The sequence below is a fragment of the Litorimonas cladophorae genome (assembly GCF_014652455.1).
Classification (GTDB): Bacteria; Pseudomonadota; Alphaproteobacteria; order Caulobacterales; family Maricaulaceae; genus Litorimonas; species Litorimonas cladophorae.
In genome coordinates, this window is sequence record NZ_BMYV01000001.1 from 974,791 (window position 1) to 991,405 (window position 16,615).

Below are 16,615 nucleotides of genomic sequence, written 5' to 3' on the forward strand. Positions count from 1 at the left end.
GACACGCCCTTCAACAGCCGTAACACTTTTCCTAGTTATTTTGGAGTATGATATGAAAACGAGGTTTCTTGGATCTTGCTTAGCCGCAATTGCCTTGGTTCTGACACCAACCACCGCATTCGCAAAAAAGAAGGACGATTCAAAATACGATCGTCCGTATGACAAATTTTTTGAGCGGCCAATGATGTGGTCTGCGTCTCTCTCGCCAGATGGAACCCATCTTGCCATGGCGCGCCGTGACAAAGACGATAATAACTTCATCATTATCCAAGACTTAAAAAACCCGAATGCGCAACCCACAGGTATTAACTTGGGCGATGAGCTAGAAGTCCAATGGGTTGATTGGGCCAATGACAACCGCGTTCTCTATTCGGTTTTCAAACCATGGAGAGGCACGCTGAACAGCCGCCCGATCATTCGGATGTTCGGCATGGATAAAGACGGTAAAAACAATCTTCTGTTCTTTAAAAATAACAAACAAATCAGCCGTTCTCAGGTTATTCAATCTCCCGTATCATTTATACCTAACGACCCAGACCATGTGATGGTCCCAGTGCAAATTGGCGACGATCTTGATGTCCTAAAAGTCAACGTCAAAACAGGAAAGTCGAGCCTCGCGGCCAAGGGGTCATCTGGCACCCGCGGCTGGCTTGCCGATATTAATGGCAACGCGGCTTTCTACATCACAGTGACTGACAATGGTTCGACCCTGAACTATTACTCACGCATTCCAGGCACGAACGGCAAAAATGCCAAGTTCCAACTCGCGAAGACTGTGCGACGCGATACGACCTCAAACTCGACAAACTTAGATTTCGCCCCAGTAGGCCCGGCTGCAAGCCCTACGCAATATTACGTTATTGCGCGCCCTGGTGATGCAAACTTTGCCGGCGTCCATTTGTATGATTTCGAGCAGAACAAATTTATCAAAGAAGTCTTCACACCACCAAACTCCGATATCGTTTCCGCTCTTATTGACGAAAGAACCGGTACATTCGAGGGCGCAACATATCTTGAGAAAGGCCGCGTCCGCTACAAGATGGCGAGCAAACGAGATCAAGCCCATATCAAAGCGCTCGAACAATATTTCGGAGACGGCGTTGTGCCGCGCATTCTCGGCGTGAGTACGGATAAGAACGAAATGTTGTTTTCGGCCAGTGGTCCCGGTCAGGCGCCGACCTATCACGTCTATGACAAATCTGAGGTTTACGCCCGAGAAGTCGGCAAACAAATGCCAGAGCTTGAGTCTTACGGCGTGGGGGAAATCGTAACGTATAAAGCCCGCGATGGCTTGGAGCTTTACGGTTACCTCTCCCAACCGAAGAACCTCAAACCGGGCGAAAAAGCGCCCTTGATCATGTTCCCGCATGGTGGACCTGAATCCAGATCCGATTTTAGGTACAGCTTCATTGTCCAAATGCTGAACTGGAAAGGCTATTCTGTCTTTGAACCAAACTTCCGCGGGTCAACGGGTCGTGGACTTGAGTTCGCCGACAAAGGTCGTCGTCAGTGGGGTAAAGCGATGCAAAATGACGTCGATGATGGGTTTGCTCATCTCGTCGCCCAAGGTATCGCTGACAAAGATAAAGCTTGTATCATGGGCTTCTCTTACGGCGGTTATGCGGCATTAGCCGCGGCGACGCTGACACCTAACCAGTATCAATGTGTGGTCGCAGGGGCCGCTCCTGCTGATCTTTTCCAAATGCTTCGCTCTGAAAAGAGCAAAGGCGAATTTGGTTATAATTATTGGACACGTCACATCGGTCACATGACGGATGACGCCCAAGACATCATCCAAGTCTCACCCGCTCAGCTTGCGGCCAATATTGACGATCCGATGTTAATTCATCACGGCGACAGAGACTTTATCGTGCCTTTCGAACAAGGTGAGATCATGGTCGAAGCGATGGAAGAAGCCGGCAAGGACGTCACGTTCATTAAGATGAATGACATCGGGCATTCTTGGCCAACTGAAAAAGATGAAGTTCGCAATGAGTTCTTCGACGCCCTCCTCGCTTTCTTCGATGAACATTTGCCAGCGAAGTAAGAGCGTGCTCTAGAAATGAGTATCCAAACCGGCCGAAAGGCCGGTTTTTTTATGCCCGCGGCCCTGGGATTCTATAACTCATGTGTAAAACCCAAGTTTAGCTATGGAAAACGCCTTGCGAGCCACGCAAATCACCTCATATTAGGTTTCAATCTCAGAGGAACGAAACTCGAACTTTATGGCCACTGCCAAGAAAAAAGACCTCTTCGCTGGTAAAAGCGGCGATGAAGCCCAAGACAATTATAACGCTAGCTCCATCGAAGTTCTGGAGGGCTTAGAGCCCGTTCGTCTGCGCCCAGGTATGTATATCGGTGGCACGGATGATCGCGCCCTGCACCATCTCTTCGCAGAGGTGATTGATAACTCAATGGACGAAGCGGTCGCAGGCCACGCGACACGGATCGAAATTGAATTGGATGCCGAGGGCTACATCTCTGTGACGGATAATGGACGCGGCATTCCAATCGGTCCTCACCCGAAGTTCCCAGAGAAATCAGCGCTCGAAGTCATTCTCACAGAACTTCATTCAGGCGGTAAATTCTCAAACAAAGCGTATGAAACTTCGGGCGGCCTTCATGGGGTTGGCGTCTCCGTTGTAAACGCGCTCTCCGACGTACTGGAAGTCGAAGTCGCGCGGAATAAAACTTTGCACGCCATGCGATTTGAACGCGGCAAACCGATTGGCAAAATCAGGAATATGGGCCCGATTAACAATCGTCGCGGCACTAAATTTCGATTTCACCCCGACGCTGAGATTTTTGGCAAGTCCCTACAATTCCGCGCGATCAAACTTTTCAACATGTCGCGCGCCAAAGCTTACTTGCAGCCCGGTGTCGAAATTCGCTGGAAATGCGCGCCGGAAAGACTCAAAAACTCACCCGAAGTCCCTGAACAAGCGGTCTTCCATTTCCCCGGTGGATTGGCGGATTATCTCGCCGAAACGCTGGGGACCAAAGCCACAATTACTGAAACCCTTTTCGCCGGAAAGTCCAAGAAAGACACGGGTCACGGACGGGTCGAATGGGCCGTCAGTTGGTCACCAGAGGGCTTTGGCGAAGCTGACAGCTTCGTGCGCTCATATTGTAACACAGTTCCCACTCCCGGTGGCGGCACGCATGAAGCGGGCCTGCGCGCGGCAATCACCAAAGGCTTACGCGCCTATGCTGACCTAACGGGAATGGGCAAAAAGGTCAGTCACGTCACACCCGATGATGTTATGTTTGGCGCTGGCGCCCTGATTTCTGTCTTTATCAAAAGCCCGGAATTTCAAGGTCAAACCAAAGACAGACTATCGAATTCAGAAGCCACGCGTTTGGTTGAAACTGCGATGCGGGACCAATTCGATCATTGGCTTGTTAGCAGCCCAAAGGATGCAACCCTCCTGCTTGAGTGGGCGATTGAACGCGCCGATGAGCGGGTCAAGCGGCGCAAAGCGCGCGACGTCAAACGGAAGTCGGCGACCAAGCGATTACGCCTCCCCGGAAAACTCGCCGACTGTTCCCGCAAGGGCAGCGACGACACTGAAATTTTCATCGTCGAAGGGGACTCCGCGGGAGGCTCCGCCAAGCAAGCGCGCAGTCGTGAAACACAAGCGATCCTGCCGTTGAAGGGTAAAATCCTCAACGTCGAGAGCGCGACGATGGAAAAAATCCAGCGCAATAATGAAATTAACGACCTCTCCGTCGCTCTCGGCGTTGGGCTTGGTAAAAAATTTGACGTCGACGATCTACGCTACGAACGCGTGGTCATCATGACCGATGCGGACGTCGATGGTGCGCATATCGCGGCCCTTCTGATCACATTCTTCTATCGCTACACACCTGGCCTGATTGAAGCGGGGCGTCTCTACATGGCGATGCCACCGCTCTACAAAATGACCCAAGGCAATAAGACAATTTACGCTGTGGATGATGAGCATCGCGAGGAGCTCACACGCACAGAATTCTCGGGCAAAGGTAAGATTGATATTGGGCGCTTCAAGGGCCTGGGTGAGATGAACCCGGCCCAATTGAAGGTCACGACAATGGATCCAAAGACGCGAACCTTGGCCCGCATCACGCTTGACGCGGATGAGATGGCCACGACCGAAAGCCTCGTTGAAACCCTGATGGGGAAACGATCCGAGCTGCGTTACGAATATATCCAAGAACATGCGAAATTTGTTGAAGACGTCGATATTTGATGACGCCTGTACCGCATGCTTCAAGTCGGGCAGTCCGCGCCCTCACCTCAATCCGCGCATACACTGACCTGACAGCAGACCTCGCTATCGTGCTTGGATCAGGTCTCGGTGATTACGCAGATCAAATTGAGGGGCTACGCATCCCCTATGGAGATATTGACGGTTTCCCGTGTTCGACTGCGCCCAATCACAAGGGCGTCCTCCATATTGGCACGCTGCACGGCCGCCGCGTCGTCGCGATGCAGGGTCGCTTGCACCTCTATGAGGGGCACACCTCGCAGGATGCAGCGTTTCCGATAGAGGTCGCTCACGCTTTAGGCGCAAAAGCTGCGGTCTTAACCAACGTGTCCGGCAGCTTAAACCCCAACTTTGCGGATGGTGATATCATCGGAATTTCTGATCATATCAATCTTCCCGGCCTGTCGGGTCAGAGCCCATTGGTTGGTCGTCGGGATGTGAACAAATCTCCCTTCGTGAACTTAACACGAACCTATGATCACGACTGGCTTCAGATTGCAGATCAAAGCACGATTGGGACCCTGCAGCGCGGCATCTATGCTTGCTTGGCGGGGCCGCATTTTGAAACGCCCGCGGAAGGCCGAATGCTGCGCTTATTGGGGGCTGACATGGTCGGAATGTCGACCGTACATGAGTCGATCATGGCGCGTTATCTCGACATGAAGGTCCTAGGCCTGAGCTTAATCGTCAATCCCGTAATCACGGATCCTGAAAATCAGCCAGCCGTCGATGAAGCGGAGATTTGGAAGACCGTTGAGACATCGCAACGAAAGATGACGTCAGTCCTCGATCACGTCATTCGGCACGCGCCGGTAGCCTAGTCTCTATTGTGTGAAGTCTGGCAGGACAGGTTCTGGGGTTTGGCAACCAATCACCCAGATATCATAAACGCCGTGATCCAATGCCGAAAGCGCAGGGCGAGACGCGAACATCCAACCTGAGAATACAGTCTCTTCTTCGGCACGACCGCCTTTGCCATCTAACTTCGCATCTTTGATCTTCAAGAATGCGAACGTCTCTGGCAATTCTTCGGGCGGACGTTTTTCGCAATGAACAGCTTCAATAGAGAGACTGCCATATTGTAAAATGTCGCCAATTTCGACGGTATAATCCTGAGTTGTCGCCGTCACCTTATCCAAGGCGCGGAGAATAACCGCTGATCCTGAAATATTGGCCGCATGAGCGGACATCCCAGAAAGCAGGACGAGAGCGGTTGCAGCAAAAATTCGCATTATTCGCCCGGTGACCACGCTTCGTAATCTGATGCAACGGCATCACGGACACCACCACGATCCAAGCTACCCTTCGGCTTATAAGCGAAAGGCGTGCCCGTCATGTTTGGTACGTGGCTTCCCTGCCAACCGTGGACTTTAATGTCGATTTCTGACGGTAGCTCATCATAGGTATGATGCAGCCAACCATTCCATACGGGCGGCACTTTGGACGCTTCGGCATAATCGGAATAGAGGACATAGCGGCGGTTCCGGCCATCATAACGCAGCTTCTCGCTTTCGAAGTAGCGATTACCATATTCGTCTTCGCCCACCTGAACGGCTTTACTGCGGATTTGTAGCAATGTGCCCAATGTCGAGCCATTCCACCATGTGAATAAGCGTTTTATAAAGTCCAAGGGTCCGACTCCGGATAAGCGGTTCATGTGCGAGTGCATTGGCGTTCTAGGCCTGCACTGCGTCAGCGTAAAGCGCCAATGTGTGCCAATCATGACCAGAAATGGTCAGGATAGAGGCGCGGCAAAATTACCACACCCACTGTAAAGAAGCAGAACCTTACGATCAATTTAATAGAGTTCAGTCCACCGACTATCGTACAAGATGCCCGTGACCCATATCCGCACCTTTATCCTCACCCTCTTGCCAGCTGTCGCAATCGCTGGACACGCTTCTGCGCAAATTCGCGTGGACGCCCGTATTCAGATGAATGCAGGGTCGTGTTCAGGCTGCGATCTCTCTGAAAAGGCCATGAATGGTGTGCGTTTGAACAATGCAAACTTCACAAATAGCATCTTCAATAACTCAAACCTTTCAGGTGGTTCACTTGACGGATCAGACTTGACTGGCGCGCATTTCAGAAGCGCCCTAATGTATCGCGTCGAAGGCAATGGCGTGATCATGCCACGCACGGTATTTGAGGATGCGACGCTGACAGAAGCCCGTTTGCCGAATTCCAAAATGGCTGACGCGAACCTCTCCCGCGCGGACCTGTCCCGCGCGACTTTCACGAATACTGATTTCGCGCGCGTCCGTTTCGACTCGGCTAATTTGACGGCAGGCGAGTTCCAAGGCGGCCAATTTCAAGGCGCATATTTCCCAGGCGCCATATTGTCTGATTCAAAATTTGATGGTGCCAATTTCTCTGGCGCTGACCTTTCGACCAGCCAAGGCCTCAAACAAGTTCAACTTGATGTCGCCTGCGGTGATGAGAAGACGCGGCTGCCTGTTGGTTTGTCCCTGCCTTATTGCGAAGGCGTCACCGTCGAAATGGCTGAACACGGGCATGATGGCATGAGCGAGCAAATGACCCACGCCGCCGAACGGCTCGACCGCGCGATATCCGATGTCGAGAATCTACTCGCCGCATCAGGGCCAAGAGACCGTGCATTACGCACACGTCTGCAACGCATCCATAGCGACTTAGTCCAAACCAAAGCCGCGATGGCGCATTAGCGACACGGCAGAAGACCCAGTTTTTTGCCATACCCGCTCTCACGGGGATGAGATCTCAAAATTCACAGCCAATTAAGCCGATTAGTCTTTCGGCGCGACGGGAACTGTCTTGATGTTCAGCTCTTTCAACGCGGCTGGCTCCACTTCGGCTGGCGCGTTCATCATCAAATCTTGCGCTTGGCCGTTCATTGGGAACAAGATCACGTCACGAATGGTGTCAGTACCCGCGAGCAACATCACCATGCGATCGACACCCGGTGCGATGCCACCATGCGGCGGCGCGCCGAATTTGAACGCGTTAATCATGCCCGCAAACTTGTCGTCTACGACCTCTGGACCATAACCTGCGATCTCGAACGCCTTATACATGACGTCGGCTTTATGATTCCGAATGGCGCCCGAAGACAGCTCGATGCCATTACATACGATGTCATATTGATAGGCGAGAATGTCGAGTTTCTTCTCATCCGTGTCGGCTTCAAGCAACACGTCCATTGCCGTCTTGCCTTCTGGGGCCTGCGGCATTGAAAAGGGGTTATGCGAGAAATCAACTTTGTTGTTGTCCTCATCCCATTCATACATCGGATAATCGACAACCCAGCAGAATTTGAAACCTGCGTCCTCGTCGATCAGACCCAGATCAGCCGCAATTTTGTTCCGCGCTGCACCCGCAAGCTTGTAGGCCGCTGCCTTTTTGCCCGCAGAGAAGAAGACGCCGTCACCCGCTTTGAGGCCCATCGCATCGAGAAGCGATTTCAGTAATTCGGGATCAAAGTTCTTCAACGCTGGATCTTGGGATGACACAACGCCATCTTCTTCTTTCAAACGCGCATAGCCGAGCCCCGGAGCCTGCATTTCTTTCTTCGCCCACTTATCCATGGAGTCGAAGAATTTGCGAGACTGGCTGTCTGTCGCGCCAGGAGCTGGAATCGCGATAACTTTACCGCCGCCCTTGGTGATTTTCGCAAAGATACCAAAACCTGTTTTGGTTTCGTCCAAGAAAAACTCTGAAACATCCGTGAGTTCGAATGGAATACGCAGATCAGGTTTGTCCGAGCCATATTTCTCCATCGACTCTTTGTACGGAATACGCGGGAACGGTGCGGTGACGGCTTTGCCGCCGCCAAATTCTTCGAAAACGCCCGCCATAACAGGCTCAATCGTGTTGAAGACGTCTTCTTGGGTGACAAAGCTCATTTCCATATCGAGCTGATAGAACTCACCTGGTGAGCGATCCGCGCGCGCATCTTCGTCACGGAAACATGGGGCGATTTGGAAATAGCGGTCAAAGCCAGCAACCATCAGAAGCTGTTTGAACTGCTGCGGGGCTTGCGGAAGCGCGTAGAATTTACCGGGGTTCTGACGAGACGGCACGAGGAAATCGCGCGCACCTTCTGGCGAGGACGCTGTCAGGATTGGCGTTTGAAATTCCGTGAAACCTTGCGCGATCATACGACTACGCAAGGAGTTGATCACCTGCCCGCGCATGATGATGTTCTTGTGCAATGTGTCGCGACGAAGATCGAGATAGCGATGCTTCAAACGGATATCTTCTGGATATTCTTGCTCACCAAACACAGGCAACGGCAGCGGGTCAGCTTGGCTCTCGATCAGGAATGTCGCGGCGCGCAATTCCACATCGCCAGTGTCCAAATCCTTGTTCACGGCCTCAGAATCGCGGGCCAAGACTTCACCGGTGACAGTGATGACAGACTCGGACGGGCAGCGCTTAGCGGCTTCGTAAAATTCCGCGTCAGGATAAACGACGACTTGGCTGATGCCATAATGGTCACGCAAATCGATGAACAGCGCATTGGCATGTTCGCGTTTACGATGGACCCAACCTGATAATTTGACGGTTGACCCAACATCGGATTGGCGAAGTTCGCCGCAAGTGTGTGTGCGAAAGGCGTGCATGATATAGTCCTTTAGCCCGCGTTCAGGGCTCTTGAGACGCCAACGGATAAACGGTCCGCAGCGTCAGGTTAATGTCCGCGCGGATTAGCCGATAGGCCGAAAGTGTCAAGCCTATGGGGCTGTCCCTTACGGCGAATCACCCCAGCCATCTTCCACCGTAAATATTGGGTCAGTTGATACTACGTTGTCCTATCACAGTTTTTTCAATCTTGGGTGGCTAGAAAAATTTAATGCACTCTATATAATATTCACGTCACCCTCGGGAGGGGGGTATTAATGCTCGGAAACGAAAAAAAGACGGCCCTGTCGCCCGATGAGGTTTTGGGTGTCATCAAAACACTTGAATCAGCGACCACGGTCGGTGACCTGCTAACGGGGGCAGCCAAAGCGCTCGGTGTCAAAGTTAGCCTTTATCAACACTTCACGGCTGTCGGTGCATTCGACTTCAATACCTACGGAAACTTCCACCCCTATAAAGTTCCTGAAGAAATTTTAGAGTTCTATTCTCAGGACAATAAATATGATCGAGACCCAGTTATCGTCGCAGCCTTTGCCAAGGGACGATCTATTTGGCTCTCGGACACCATCAATGAACCCTATGTGAAAGAAGTCAAACATGAGGCTATGATCAACTGGACGCTTAAAAAGGTTGGAGACGGATTATGCTGTCCCCTTTACGGCCCAGACAACCGCAGAGGCTACGCTTTCGTTGGCTTTGGCCGAGACAAGACAGAATTTGCGCCTATTATGCCGTACCAGATTCAAACTTTGGTCCAACTGATGCATGTCAGATATTGTAAGATGATCAAGAGCTTGCAGAGGCAGATTAAGTTTACGCGAAGAGAAACGGAGGTTTTGGAGCTCATGAGCTTCGGAAAGACAAATGCAGAGATCGCCACTGTTTTGAAAATTTCAAAAAGTACGGTGGATGGTTATGTGAAAAACATTTTCCTGAAACTCGAAACAACGGACCGCGTCAGCGCAGCCATGCGCGCGCAGACACTCCAACTGAAGACATAAGCCCGTCGGCCGACTGCTTATTCAAACATTTGCCCTGCCCCTTTGGAATTTGGTTCCAAATAAGGGGTGTCACGCCCGTCTAGTTCAGACGCGTTCTTTATCCTCAAAGGCCCTAATCACTCATCTGGCCTTTTGTATCTCTTAATCTGCGTTGGAAAATTTTCCCGAAAAGTCGGGATGTTCGCGTGGGTATTCAAAGGGCCCGGCGGAACCGGAGTTAGTAAAAATGTTTTCGGCCCCGAAGGGACCCACGCGACGACGCCTTTTTCCTGGTGCAATTCTGTTTATTCGGAATCGAAAATTGGGCCAAGGCTGCCCATTTTTCGATGGTTCTATTTTTTGTGAAAACAGAAATGCACGAATCGGCCGAACACAGAAGTCTCGTCTGAATCAGCTCGCGGCAGGCCACCCAAGTTTCACAACGTTACCCGCAAAACTCCAATGACAAACGCCGCTTCCCACCGAACAAGCCAACGTACGCTTGGTCGCCCGTTGTGAGAAGACAGCTTTAAAATGACACGAAATCCCAGAGCGGGGACGCAACTCCTAAAAGAAAATTCAACGCGTTGATTTCAATGGGTATTCCGTCGCGAAGGTTCATTTTAAAACGGGAAAGACTTTTAGAAATGACAAAATGATCCCGATTTGGACGTTTCATTACGTGAGACTCAAGACGAGGTTACAAAATTGTCGTTATCCGTTTCGTCATTTGAGACTGAGAATCCAGGGGCCTACAGAGGTTGCGCAAGGTGATATCCCCCATACGGGGCATAAGGCCCCGCTGTTTCCTTGCGCTGTAACCTCGTGGTGAAAGTGCCGTTTCACCGGAAATTAAATGTCGAAAAGGAGACGATTTTGTCACTTCGGAAATTAAAACACAAAAGCAGATTTTGGCGAGAGGATGAGAAATATGGCGACCAATTGCGATATTTTATTGCGCGCTTGGGACCAACGCCACGCGCACCAGATGCCAGTCGAAGCGATCGTCTAGGCTAGCGCATTACGGCGGTGTAGACGGTCATCCATGGATAGCCGTCTACACTCCCTTGCGCATGCTCGTTTACGTAAAGGGTTGAAACAAATGGATTTCAAGTCTTCTATGGAATGGAAAGGCTCATTCAGATGATCATCATATTAGGCAGCATCATTGCGAAAGCGGACAATGCGTCGGCGGTTCTGGCGCTCAGTTTGGAACATGTCCAAAGATCGCAACTCGAACCTGGGTGTATAAGCCACACGGTGTCCGTCGATTGTGAGAATTCGCGAAGGTTTGTGTTTGTCGAAAAATGGTCGGACATGACCGCAGTACAGGTGCATTTCTCTCTCGAAGCGTCGCAGAGATTTGTCGCGGAGCTTACTCCGCTTCTCGCAGCAAAGCCCGATATGAAGCTATATGAATCCGCTGAAATCTCAGCGGGATAGTTCGGCCCTACTCCGCGAACAATTCATTCATGTAGGCCGCCAAACGGATGCCGCCTTGCTGCAAGCGTAGGTCAATATCGCCCGTGTGCTGATAGATATAATCATAGCGCAGGTTCGGAATTGTATTCGGCGCCATCGGACCCAGGCCCGCGTAGATTTTATCGCGCATGACAATGCTCTCTTCGATCCAAACTTGCGGGTTCGTTTCGGTCCATTCCACTTGTTGCGCTGTGGTGATGCGGCGCTGCAGCCAATGGGCTTTTTCAGTGTAGGACAACTTTTGATTGTCGATCAGGCCTTCATCCCACACCCAATGCAAATTTTGCGGTTCGTCCATAAAGAGGACACGCACGGAGTTTCCGCCGCGATCGTCGCCTTTGCCATTATGTAGGGGCTGATGCAGATCTTGGATGATATGGGCGGCAAAGCGCAACGCGAGTTGGCGATCCGCCATCGGCAGGCTTTCATCGCGGATTTGTTGCGTGAATTGCGCCAGCGCTGTAACCGCGTCACCTTCGGGCGGCGCCATCCCCGTTGAATAGGTCGTTCCCGGCGGAACGGTGATATAGTGATAGGGCGGCGAGCCCTTCTGCCAGAAACTATCATCCGCAGACCGCATGAAGTCTGGCCAATTGGACGCTTCCGCCAATGTTTCAACGCCAAGGATTTCAGAAATTCCAGCTTGGGCTTGAGGCGTCAGATAGGTCTGGGCGATCTTAGCCGTGACACGATGACCCGTTGGCCCCCATGCGTTGGCCGACGTTGCCGTTAAAGAGAGGGCCGCAGCGGCCAAAAGAAGAAATTTGCGCATGGCGAAGGGTTATCACCGTGCTGAAGCCTTGTCCAACACTGGTGAAAAAAGAGCTGGTGACTCTCTTTACTCCTTAGTGTTGGAGCGCGTTGAGCCATAAGAAATGGCTTTTTCAGGATGTGCTTCGCCCGTCCCCGCATCGCCCCGAATAGATATCGTCACAGTCATTTTACTTTCGCCGTCTGCGGATGGAAAGGTAAAGCTGGATTGCCCCGCATGTCCTTCGGAGATTTGGGCGGACAGGTCTTTTGACATGCTGGCAATCGCATCGCCTTTCATAAAGGCGCGGGCATTTCGGTCTTCGGCGAAATCATTCATCTTTAACGTTTGCCCGACAAAGTCTTGCAGGCGCGCGTTCAGCTTTTCCACATCGGCGTTATAGGTCAGGCCGACTTGTTCTGCACCGAACTGTCCGGGCTGGACCTTTCGGCTGGCCGGATTTTTCTTGACGATAATATCAATGCCGTCAATCGGGTCGTCTCCGCCTATCGCGAATGCGGTCGAAGACATGATAAGCGCCAGCGTCGCGCCAGATACCAAAGTTTTACCCGCTTTAAGAAAATGAAATGTCATATGCGTCCCCTTTTTAGGTTGTGGAGGACAGTGCGCCCGCCACTTATCCAACCCCTATTCGCTATCAGGCCTGAACCAGACCTGAAAACAGGAGAAAATTTTCAAAATATTTGCTTTGTGCAACTCGGCGATCCGCACAGGATTTAAAGAACAATCACAGCCAATTGACGCGTCTCCCCTTGCATTACGTTAACGTGAACGTTAACTGCACCCCATAGCTGAATAGGGAACGTGCGCGTTCGGGGACTCCCCTTACGCGTTAGAACCGTATTCAAGACACCGAACACTTGGCGCGCTAACGCAAGAGGAACCCACATGACCGAAGCTTATATTTACGACGCGGTGCGCACACCGCGCGGCAAAGGAAAATCCGACGGCAGCCTGCATGAGGTCACACCTGTCGATCTTGCAGCTCAAGTCCTGTCGGCCGTTCGCGACCGCAACAACATTGATTCAGCTGAGATCGAAGACATTGCTTTTGGTTGCGTCTCCCCCGTCGGCGAACAAGGCGCGGTCATCACGCGCTCTGCAATCCTGCAAGCGGGTTACGCGCAAACAACATCTGGCATTCAGGTCAACCGTTTCTGTGGTTCAGGTCTGGAAGCCTCCAACATCGCAGCGGCCAAAGTTATGGCTGGCGAATGTGACATGGCCATCGGCGGCGGTGTCGAGCATATGTCTCGCGTCCCGATGGGCAGCGATGGCGGCGCAATGGCAACGGACCCAGCAGTGGCGCTCGCAAATTACTTCGTACCACAAGGCATCTCCGCTGATTTGATCGCAACGAAATACGGTTTCTCCCGCGACGATCTGGATGCCTATGCTGTGGAGTCGCACAAACGCGCCGCACAAGCTTGGAAAGAGGGCCGCTTCGCGAAATCCATCGTCCCAGTGAAGGACATCTTGGGTCTGACGATTTTGGACCATGACGAAACCATCCGTCCTAATACAAACATGCAGTCCCTTGGCGCGCTGAACCCAGCTTTTGCCATGATGGGCGAGAACTTCGGTTTTGATAATGTCGCTCAGCAAAAATACCCAGGCGTCGAAAAAATCGAACATCGTCATCATGCGGGTAACTCATCGGGTATCGTTGATGGCGCTGCGGCGATCCTGATCGGTAACAAAGAAACAGGCGAGCGTCTTGGTTTGAAACCACGCGCCCGCATCCGCTCTATGGCCTCCATCGGCTCCGAGCCGACTATCATGCTAACAGGTCCAGAATTTGCGGCACAAAAGGCGCTGAAACGCGCTGGCATGAACGTCAACGACATCGACATTTACGAGCTGAACGAGGCTTTCGCAGCTGTTGTTCTCCGCTTCATGCAGGCCCTCGACATCGATCACGGCGACATCAACGTCAATGGCGGCGCCATTGCGATGGGTCACCCTCTGGGTGCGACAGGTGCGATGATCCTTGGCACGATGGTCGATGAGCTTGAGCGCGCAGATAAAGAGACGTCCCTCGTGACGCTCTGTATCGGCGGTGGCATGGGCACAGCTACAATCATTGAACGCGTCTAAGATAGATAAGGCACGGAAAAGAACATGACTAAATATAACAACTTTAAACTCGACACGGATTCTGACGGCATCGTCACGATGACAATCGACGTCCCAAACCAAACAATGAACGTTTGGACGCCAGACTTCATCAATGAATTCGACGCCTTCATCACGGACTTCAACACGAATGACGACCTCAAAGGTCTCGTGCTGACATCTGGCAAAGCAAACGCATTCCTCGCGGGCGCAGATTTGAACATGATGAGCGAAAACAACGCTGCGGGTAAAACGCTAACGAAAGAAGCGTTCCAAGAGAGCATGAAGCTCACACTCGCCCTCCGCAAGATGGAGAACGGCGGCTGGACGACACGTCAAATCCAACGCGAAGGCAAAAAAGCCAAACCTGTTGCGGCCGCTATCGAAGGCCTCGCCCTTGGCGGTGGTCTGGAAATCTGCCTGGCCTCGCATCACCGCGTTGTGGCTGACAATCCAAAGATCAAACTCGGCCTCCCAGAAGTCCTTGTCGGTCTTCTGCCCGGTGCGGGTGGAACGCAGCGGACAATGCGTCTGATGGGTCTGCAACCTGCGGCCATGATGTGTACGCAAGGGTCTAACCTGAACCCACAGAAAGCCAAAGCTCAAGGCCTCGTCCATGACGTTGTCCCAGCTGGCACAACAGCCGACGCCGCAAAAGCTTGGGTCAAAGCCAACATCGAAAAAGGCGTCGTTGCGCCTTGGGATGTGAAAGGCTTCAAAATTCCTGGCGGCGGTGGCGCCATGAACCCGAAATCGGTTCAATTCTTCATGGCTTCCGGCGCAATGGCGCTCAAGCAGACCAAGGGCAATTACCCAGCCGTCGAAGCGATTCTCTCCTGCCTCTATGAAGGCTCTATCGTTCCAATGGACACGGCTCTTGTCATCGAGAGTAAGTACATCACGAAATTGCTCATGGGTGCGACGTCCAAGAACATGATCCGCACCTTGTTCCTGAACAAGAATGCCGCCGATAAAGGCGCAGGTCGTCCAGAAGGTATTCCAAAACAAGACATCAAAAAAGTCGGCGTCCTAGGATGTGGTTTGATGGGCGCCGGTATCGCGCACGTCACGGCGAAAGCTGGCATGGAAGTCATCTCGCTAGACCGCAATATGGAAGAAGCGCAGAAGGCCATCGCTTACTCGCAGAAAATCCTCGAGAAAAAAGTCAAACGCGGCCGCATGACGCAAGAGAAAGCGGATGCTTTCCTCGCGCTCATCACACCAACCGATGATTACAACATGCTCAAGGATGTCGACCTCATCATTGAGGCCGTATTTGAGCGTCCAGATGTCAAAGCCGACGTTATCAAGAAAACTGAAGCTGTTATCGGCAAAGACGTTGTGTTTGCGACCAACACGTCGACACTTCCAATTGGTGGATTGGCGAAACATTCGTCCCGTCCAGAGCAATATATCGGCATGCATTTCTTCTCGCCTGTCGACAAAATGCCACTTCTCGAAATCATCCCGCACGAAGGCACAGGCGATCTCGCCCTCGCCGTTGCGTTGGATTACAACAAGAAAATCCGCAAGACGCCGATCATTGTCAAAGATGTACGCGGCTTCTTCACGAACCAAGTCTTCCCGCCTTATATCAACGAAGCGGCATTGATGGTTGTCGAAGGTGTCTCAATGGCGTTGATCGAAAACTGTGCCGCCAACCTTGGTTTGCCAATCGGACCATTGGCTGTTTCCGACGATACAACATTGAAACTTGGCTATGACATCATGACGTCAACCCAAGAGGAAATGGGCGACAAATATGTGCCAACCGGCGCAGAAGAGTTCATCACTAACATGGTCACCAAATGGGACCGTGGCGGTCGTCGCCTTGGCGCGGGCTTCTACAACTATGATGAAAACGGAAAGCGTTTGGACCTTTGGAAAGGCATGACGGATCACTATCCATTGCTAGAAGAGCAACCTGCCCCGGAAGAAGTGATGCAGCGTTTGCTTTACTCTCTCGTCGCGCCATCAGCCCGCACATTTGCGGAAGGCGTTGTGCCTGATCCGCAAAGTGCAGACCTCGGCGCGATCTTCGGATTAGGCTTCCCCCCTTATACGGGCGGTCCACTTTCCTATATCGACACGATTGGTCTCGATGCCTATGTCGCGACATCTGACATGCTGGCCCAGCGCCACGGCGCACGTTTCTCGCCACCGCAAATATTTCGTGACATGGCGGCGAAAGGACAGACACTTTACCCTGACAGCACACCGTCATCGCAACGTGTTTACACACGCAGTGCTTTGAGCCGGATGCTCGAAGTTGAAGTCGTTAAAATCGCAAACGCTATGGGCATCGCCGCTAGCGTTGATGATTTGAAGGCAGATACAGTCAGCAAAATCCTGACGGCGCAGGCAGGTAAAAAAGCCGCTTAAGCCAAACTGACATCAAG

13 protein-coding genes are annotated in these 16,615 nt (G+C 52.0%); 8 read left to right on the forward strand and 5 right to left on the reverse strand.

Features of this window, described 5'->3' with window-relative positions; all coding sequences use genetic code 11:
• Positions 1 to 52: 52 nt before the first annotated feature.
• The 3 genes from IE073_RS04735 (at position 53) to IE073_RS04745 (ending at position 5,068) form a co-directional block, all read left to right on the forward strand.
• Entirely contained in the window at positions 53 to 2,047 is a 1,995-nt protein-coding gene (locus IE073_RS04735) for an alpha/beta hydrolase family protein (RefSeq protein WP_189581950.1), read from the forward strand.
• 178 nt (positions 2,048 to 2,225) lie between these two features.
• Complete coding sequence (gene parE / locus IE073_RS04740) at positions 2,226 to 4,229, forward strand: DNA topoisomerase IV subunit B (RefSeq protein ID WP_189581953.1); 2,004 nt, start codon at positions 2,226 to 2,228, stop codon at positions 4,227 to 4,229.
• Positions 4,229 to 5,068, forward strand: a complete 840-nt coding sequence (locus tag IE073_RS04745) for a purine-nucleoside phosphorylase (protein ID WP_189581956.1) — start codon at positions 4,229 to 4,231, stop codon at positions 5,066 to 5,068. The genes parE and IE073_RS04745 overlap by 1 nt, the downstream gene beginning before the upstream one ends.
• A gap of 3 nt (positions 5,069 to 5,071) precedes the next feature.
• Here IE073_RS04745 and IE073_RS04750 read toward each other — a convergent pair whose 3' ends face one another.
• On the reverse strand, positions 5,072 to 5,479 hold the full coding sequence (locus IE073_RS04750) for a DUF2155 domain-containing protein (protein WP_189581959.1): 408 nt from the start codon (positions 5,477 to 5,479) through the stop codon (positions 5,072 to 5,074).
• A complete protein-coding gene (locus IE073_RS04755) occupies positions 5,479 to 5,904 on the reverse strand; it encodes an NADH:ubiquinone oxidoreductase subunit NDUFA12 (protein WP_189581962.1) in 426 nt (141 codons plus the stop codon). Before IE073_RS04755 ends, IE073_RS04750 begins: the two co-directional genes overlap by 1 nt.
• Before the next feature lie 181 nt (positions 5,905 to 6,085).
• On the opposite strand from IE073_RS04755, the gene IE073_RS04760 reads away from it, so the two are divergent.
• Positions 6,086 to 6,931, forward strand: a complete 846-nt coding sequence (locus IE073_RS04760) for a pentapeptide repeat-containing protein (RefSeq protein ID WP_189581965.1) — start codon at positions 6,086 to 6,088, stop codon at positions 6,929 to 6,931.
• 81 nt (positions 6,932 to 7,012) lie between these two features.
• On the opposite strand, the gene aspS is transcribed toward IE073_RS04760, so the two are convergent.
• On the reverse strand, positions 7,013 to 8,848 hold the full coding sequence (gene aspS / locus IE073_RS04765; RefSeq protein ID WP_189581968.1) for an aspartate--tRNA ligase: 1,836 nt from the start codon (positions 8,846 to 8,848) through the stop codon (positions 7,013 to 7,015).
• Between the two features lie 276 nt (positions 8,849 to 9,124).
• On the opposite strand from aspS, the gene IE073_RS04770 reads away from it, so the two are divergent.
• Entirely contained in the window at positions 9,125 to 9,868 is a 744-nt protein-coding gene (locus tag IE073_RS04770; RefSeq protein ID WP_189581971.1) for a LuxR C-terminal-related transcriptional regulator, read from the forward strand.
• A 1,122-nt stretch (positions 9,869 to 10,990) separates the two neighbouring features.
• The gene (locus IE073_RS04775) at positions 10,991 to 11,290 is read left to right on the forward strand and encodes a putative quinol monooxygenase (protein WP_189581974.1); all 300 of its coding nucleotides are present in this window, start codon (positions 10,991 to 10,993) and stop codon (positions 11,288 to 11,290) included.
• Between the two features lie 7 nt (positions 11,291 to 11,297).
• On the opposite strand, the gene IE073_RS04780 is transcribed toward IE073_RS04775, so the two are convergent.
• Positions 11,298 to 12,101, reverse strand: coding sequence for a S1/P1 nuclease (locus tag IE073_RS04780; RefSeq protein WP_189581977.1), 804 nt, complete (start codon positions 12,099 to 12,101; stop codon positions 11,298 to 11,300).
• Positions 12,102 to 12,167: 66 nt separating this feature from the next.
• Entirely contained in the window at positions 12,168 to 12,674 is a 507-nt protein-coding gene (locus tag IE073_RS04785) for a hypothetical protein (protein WP_189581980.1), read from the reverse strand.
• 315 nt (positions 12,675 to 12,989) lie between these two features.
• Between IE073_RS04785 and IE073_RS04790 the strand changes: the two genes are divergently transcribed.
• Entirely contained in the window at positions 12,990 to 14,198 is a 1,209-nt protein-coding gene (locus tag IE073_RS04790; protein ID WP_189581983.1) for an acetyl-CoA C-acetyltransferase, read from the forward strand.
• 24 nt (positions 14,199 to 14,222) lie between these two features.
• Positions 14,223 to 16,598, forward strand: a complete 2,376-nt coding sequence (locus IE073_RS04795; RefSeq protein WP_189581986.1) for a 3-hydroxyacyl-CoA dehydrogenase NAD-binding domain-containing protein — start codon at positions 14,223 to 14,225, stop codon at positions 16,596 to 16,598.
• The last annotated feature ends 17 nt before the right edge of the window (positions 16,599 to 16,615 follow it).

What these genes read in the sequence shown, in the direction of transcription:
- IE073_RS04785 (WP_189581980.1), bottom strand. Translation starts at nt 12,674, where the DNA reads ATGACATTTCATTTTCTTAAAGCGGGTAAAACTTTGGTATCTGGCGCG.
- IE073_RS04745 (WP_189581956.1), top strand. Translation starts at nt 4,229, where the DNA reads ATGACGCCTGTACCGCATGCTTCAAGTCGGGCAGTCCGCGCCCTCACC.
- IE073_RS04755 (WP_189581962.1), bottom strand. Translation starts at nt 5,904, where the DNA reads ATGAACCGCTTATCCGGAGTCGGACCCTTGGACTTTATAAAACGCTTA.
- IE073_RS04790 (WP_189581983.1), top strand. Translation starts at nt 12,990, where the DNA reads ATGACCGAAGCTTATATTTACGACGCGGTGCGCACACCGCGCGGCAAA.
- IE073_RS04775 (WP_189581974.1), top strand. Translation starts at nt 10,991, where the DNA reads ATGATCATCATATTAGGCAGCATCATTGCGAAAGCGGACAATGCGTCG.
- IE073_RS04770 (WP_189581971.1), top strand. Translation starts at nt 9,125, where the DNA reads ATGCTCGGAAACGAAAAAAAGACGGCCCTGTCGCCCGATGAGGTTTTG.
- parE (WP_189581953.1), top strand. Translation starts at nt 2,226, where the DNA reads ATGGCCACTGCCAAGAAAAAAGACCTCTTCGCTGGTAAAAGCGGCGAT.
- IE073_RS04795 (WP_189581986.1), top strand. Translation starts at nt 14,223, where the DNA reads ATGACTAAATATAACAACTTTAAACTCGACACGGATTCTGACGGCATC.
- IE073_RS04735 (WP_189581950.1), top strand. Translation starts at nt 53, where the DNA reads ATGAAAACGAGGTTTCTTGGATCTTGCTTAGCCGCAATTGCCTTGGTT.
- aspS (WP_189581968.1), bottom strand. Translation starts at nt 8,848, where the DNA reads ATGCACGCCTTTCGCACACACACTTGCGGCGAACTTCGCCAATCCGAT.
- IE073_RS04780 (WP_189581977.1), bottom strand. Translation starts at nt 12,101, where the DNA reads ATGCGCAAATTTCTTCTTTTGGCCGCTGCGGCCCTCTCTTTAACGGCA.
- IE073_RS04750 (WP_189581959.1), bottom strand. Translation starts at nt 5,479, where the DNA reads ATGCGAATTTTTGCTGCAACCGCTCTCGTCCTGCTTTCTGGGATGTCC.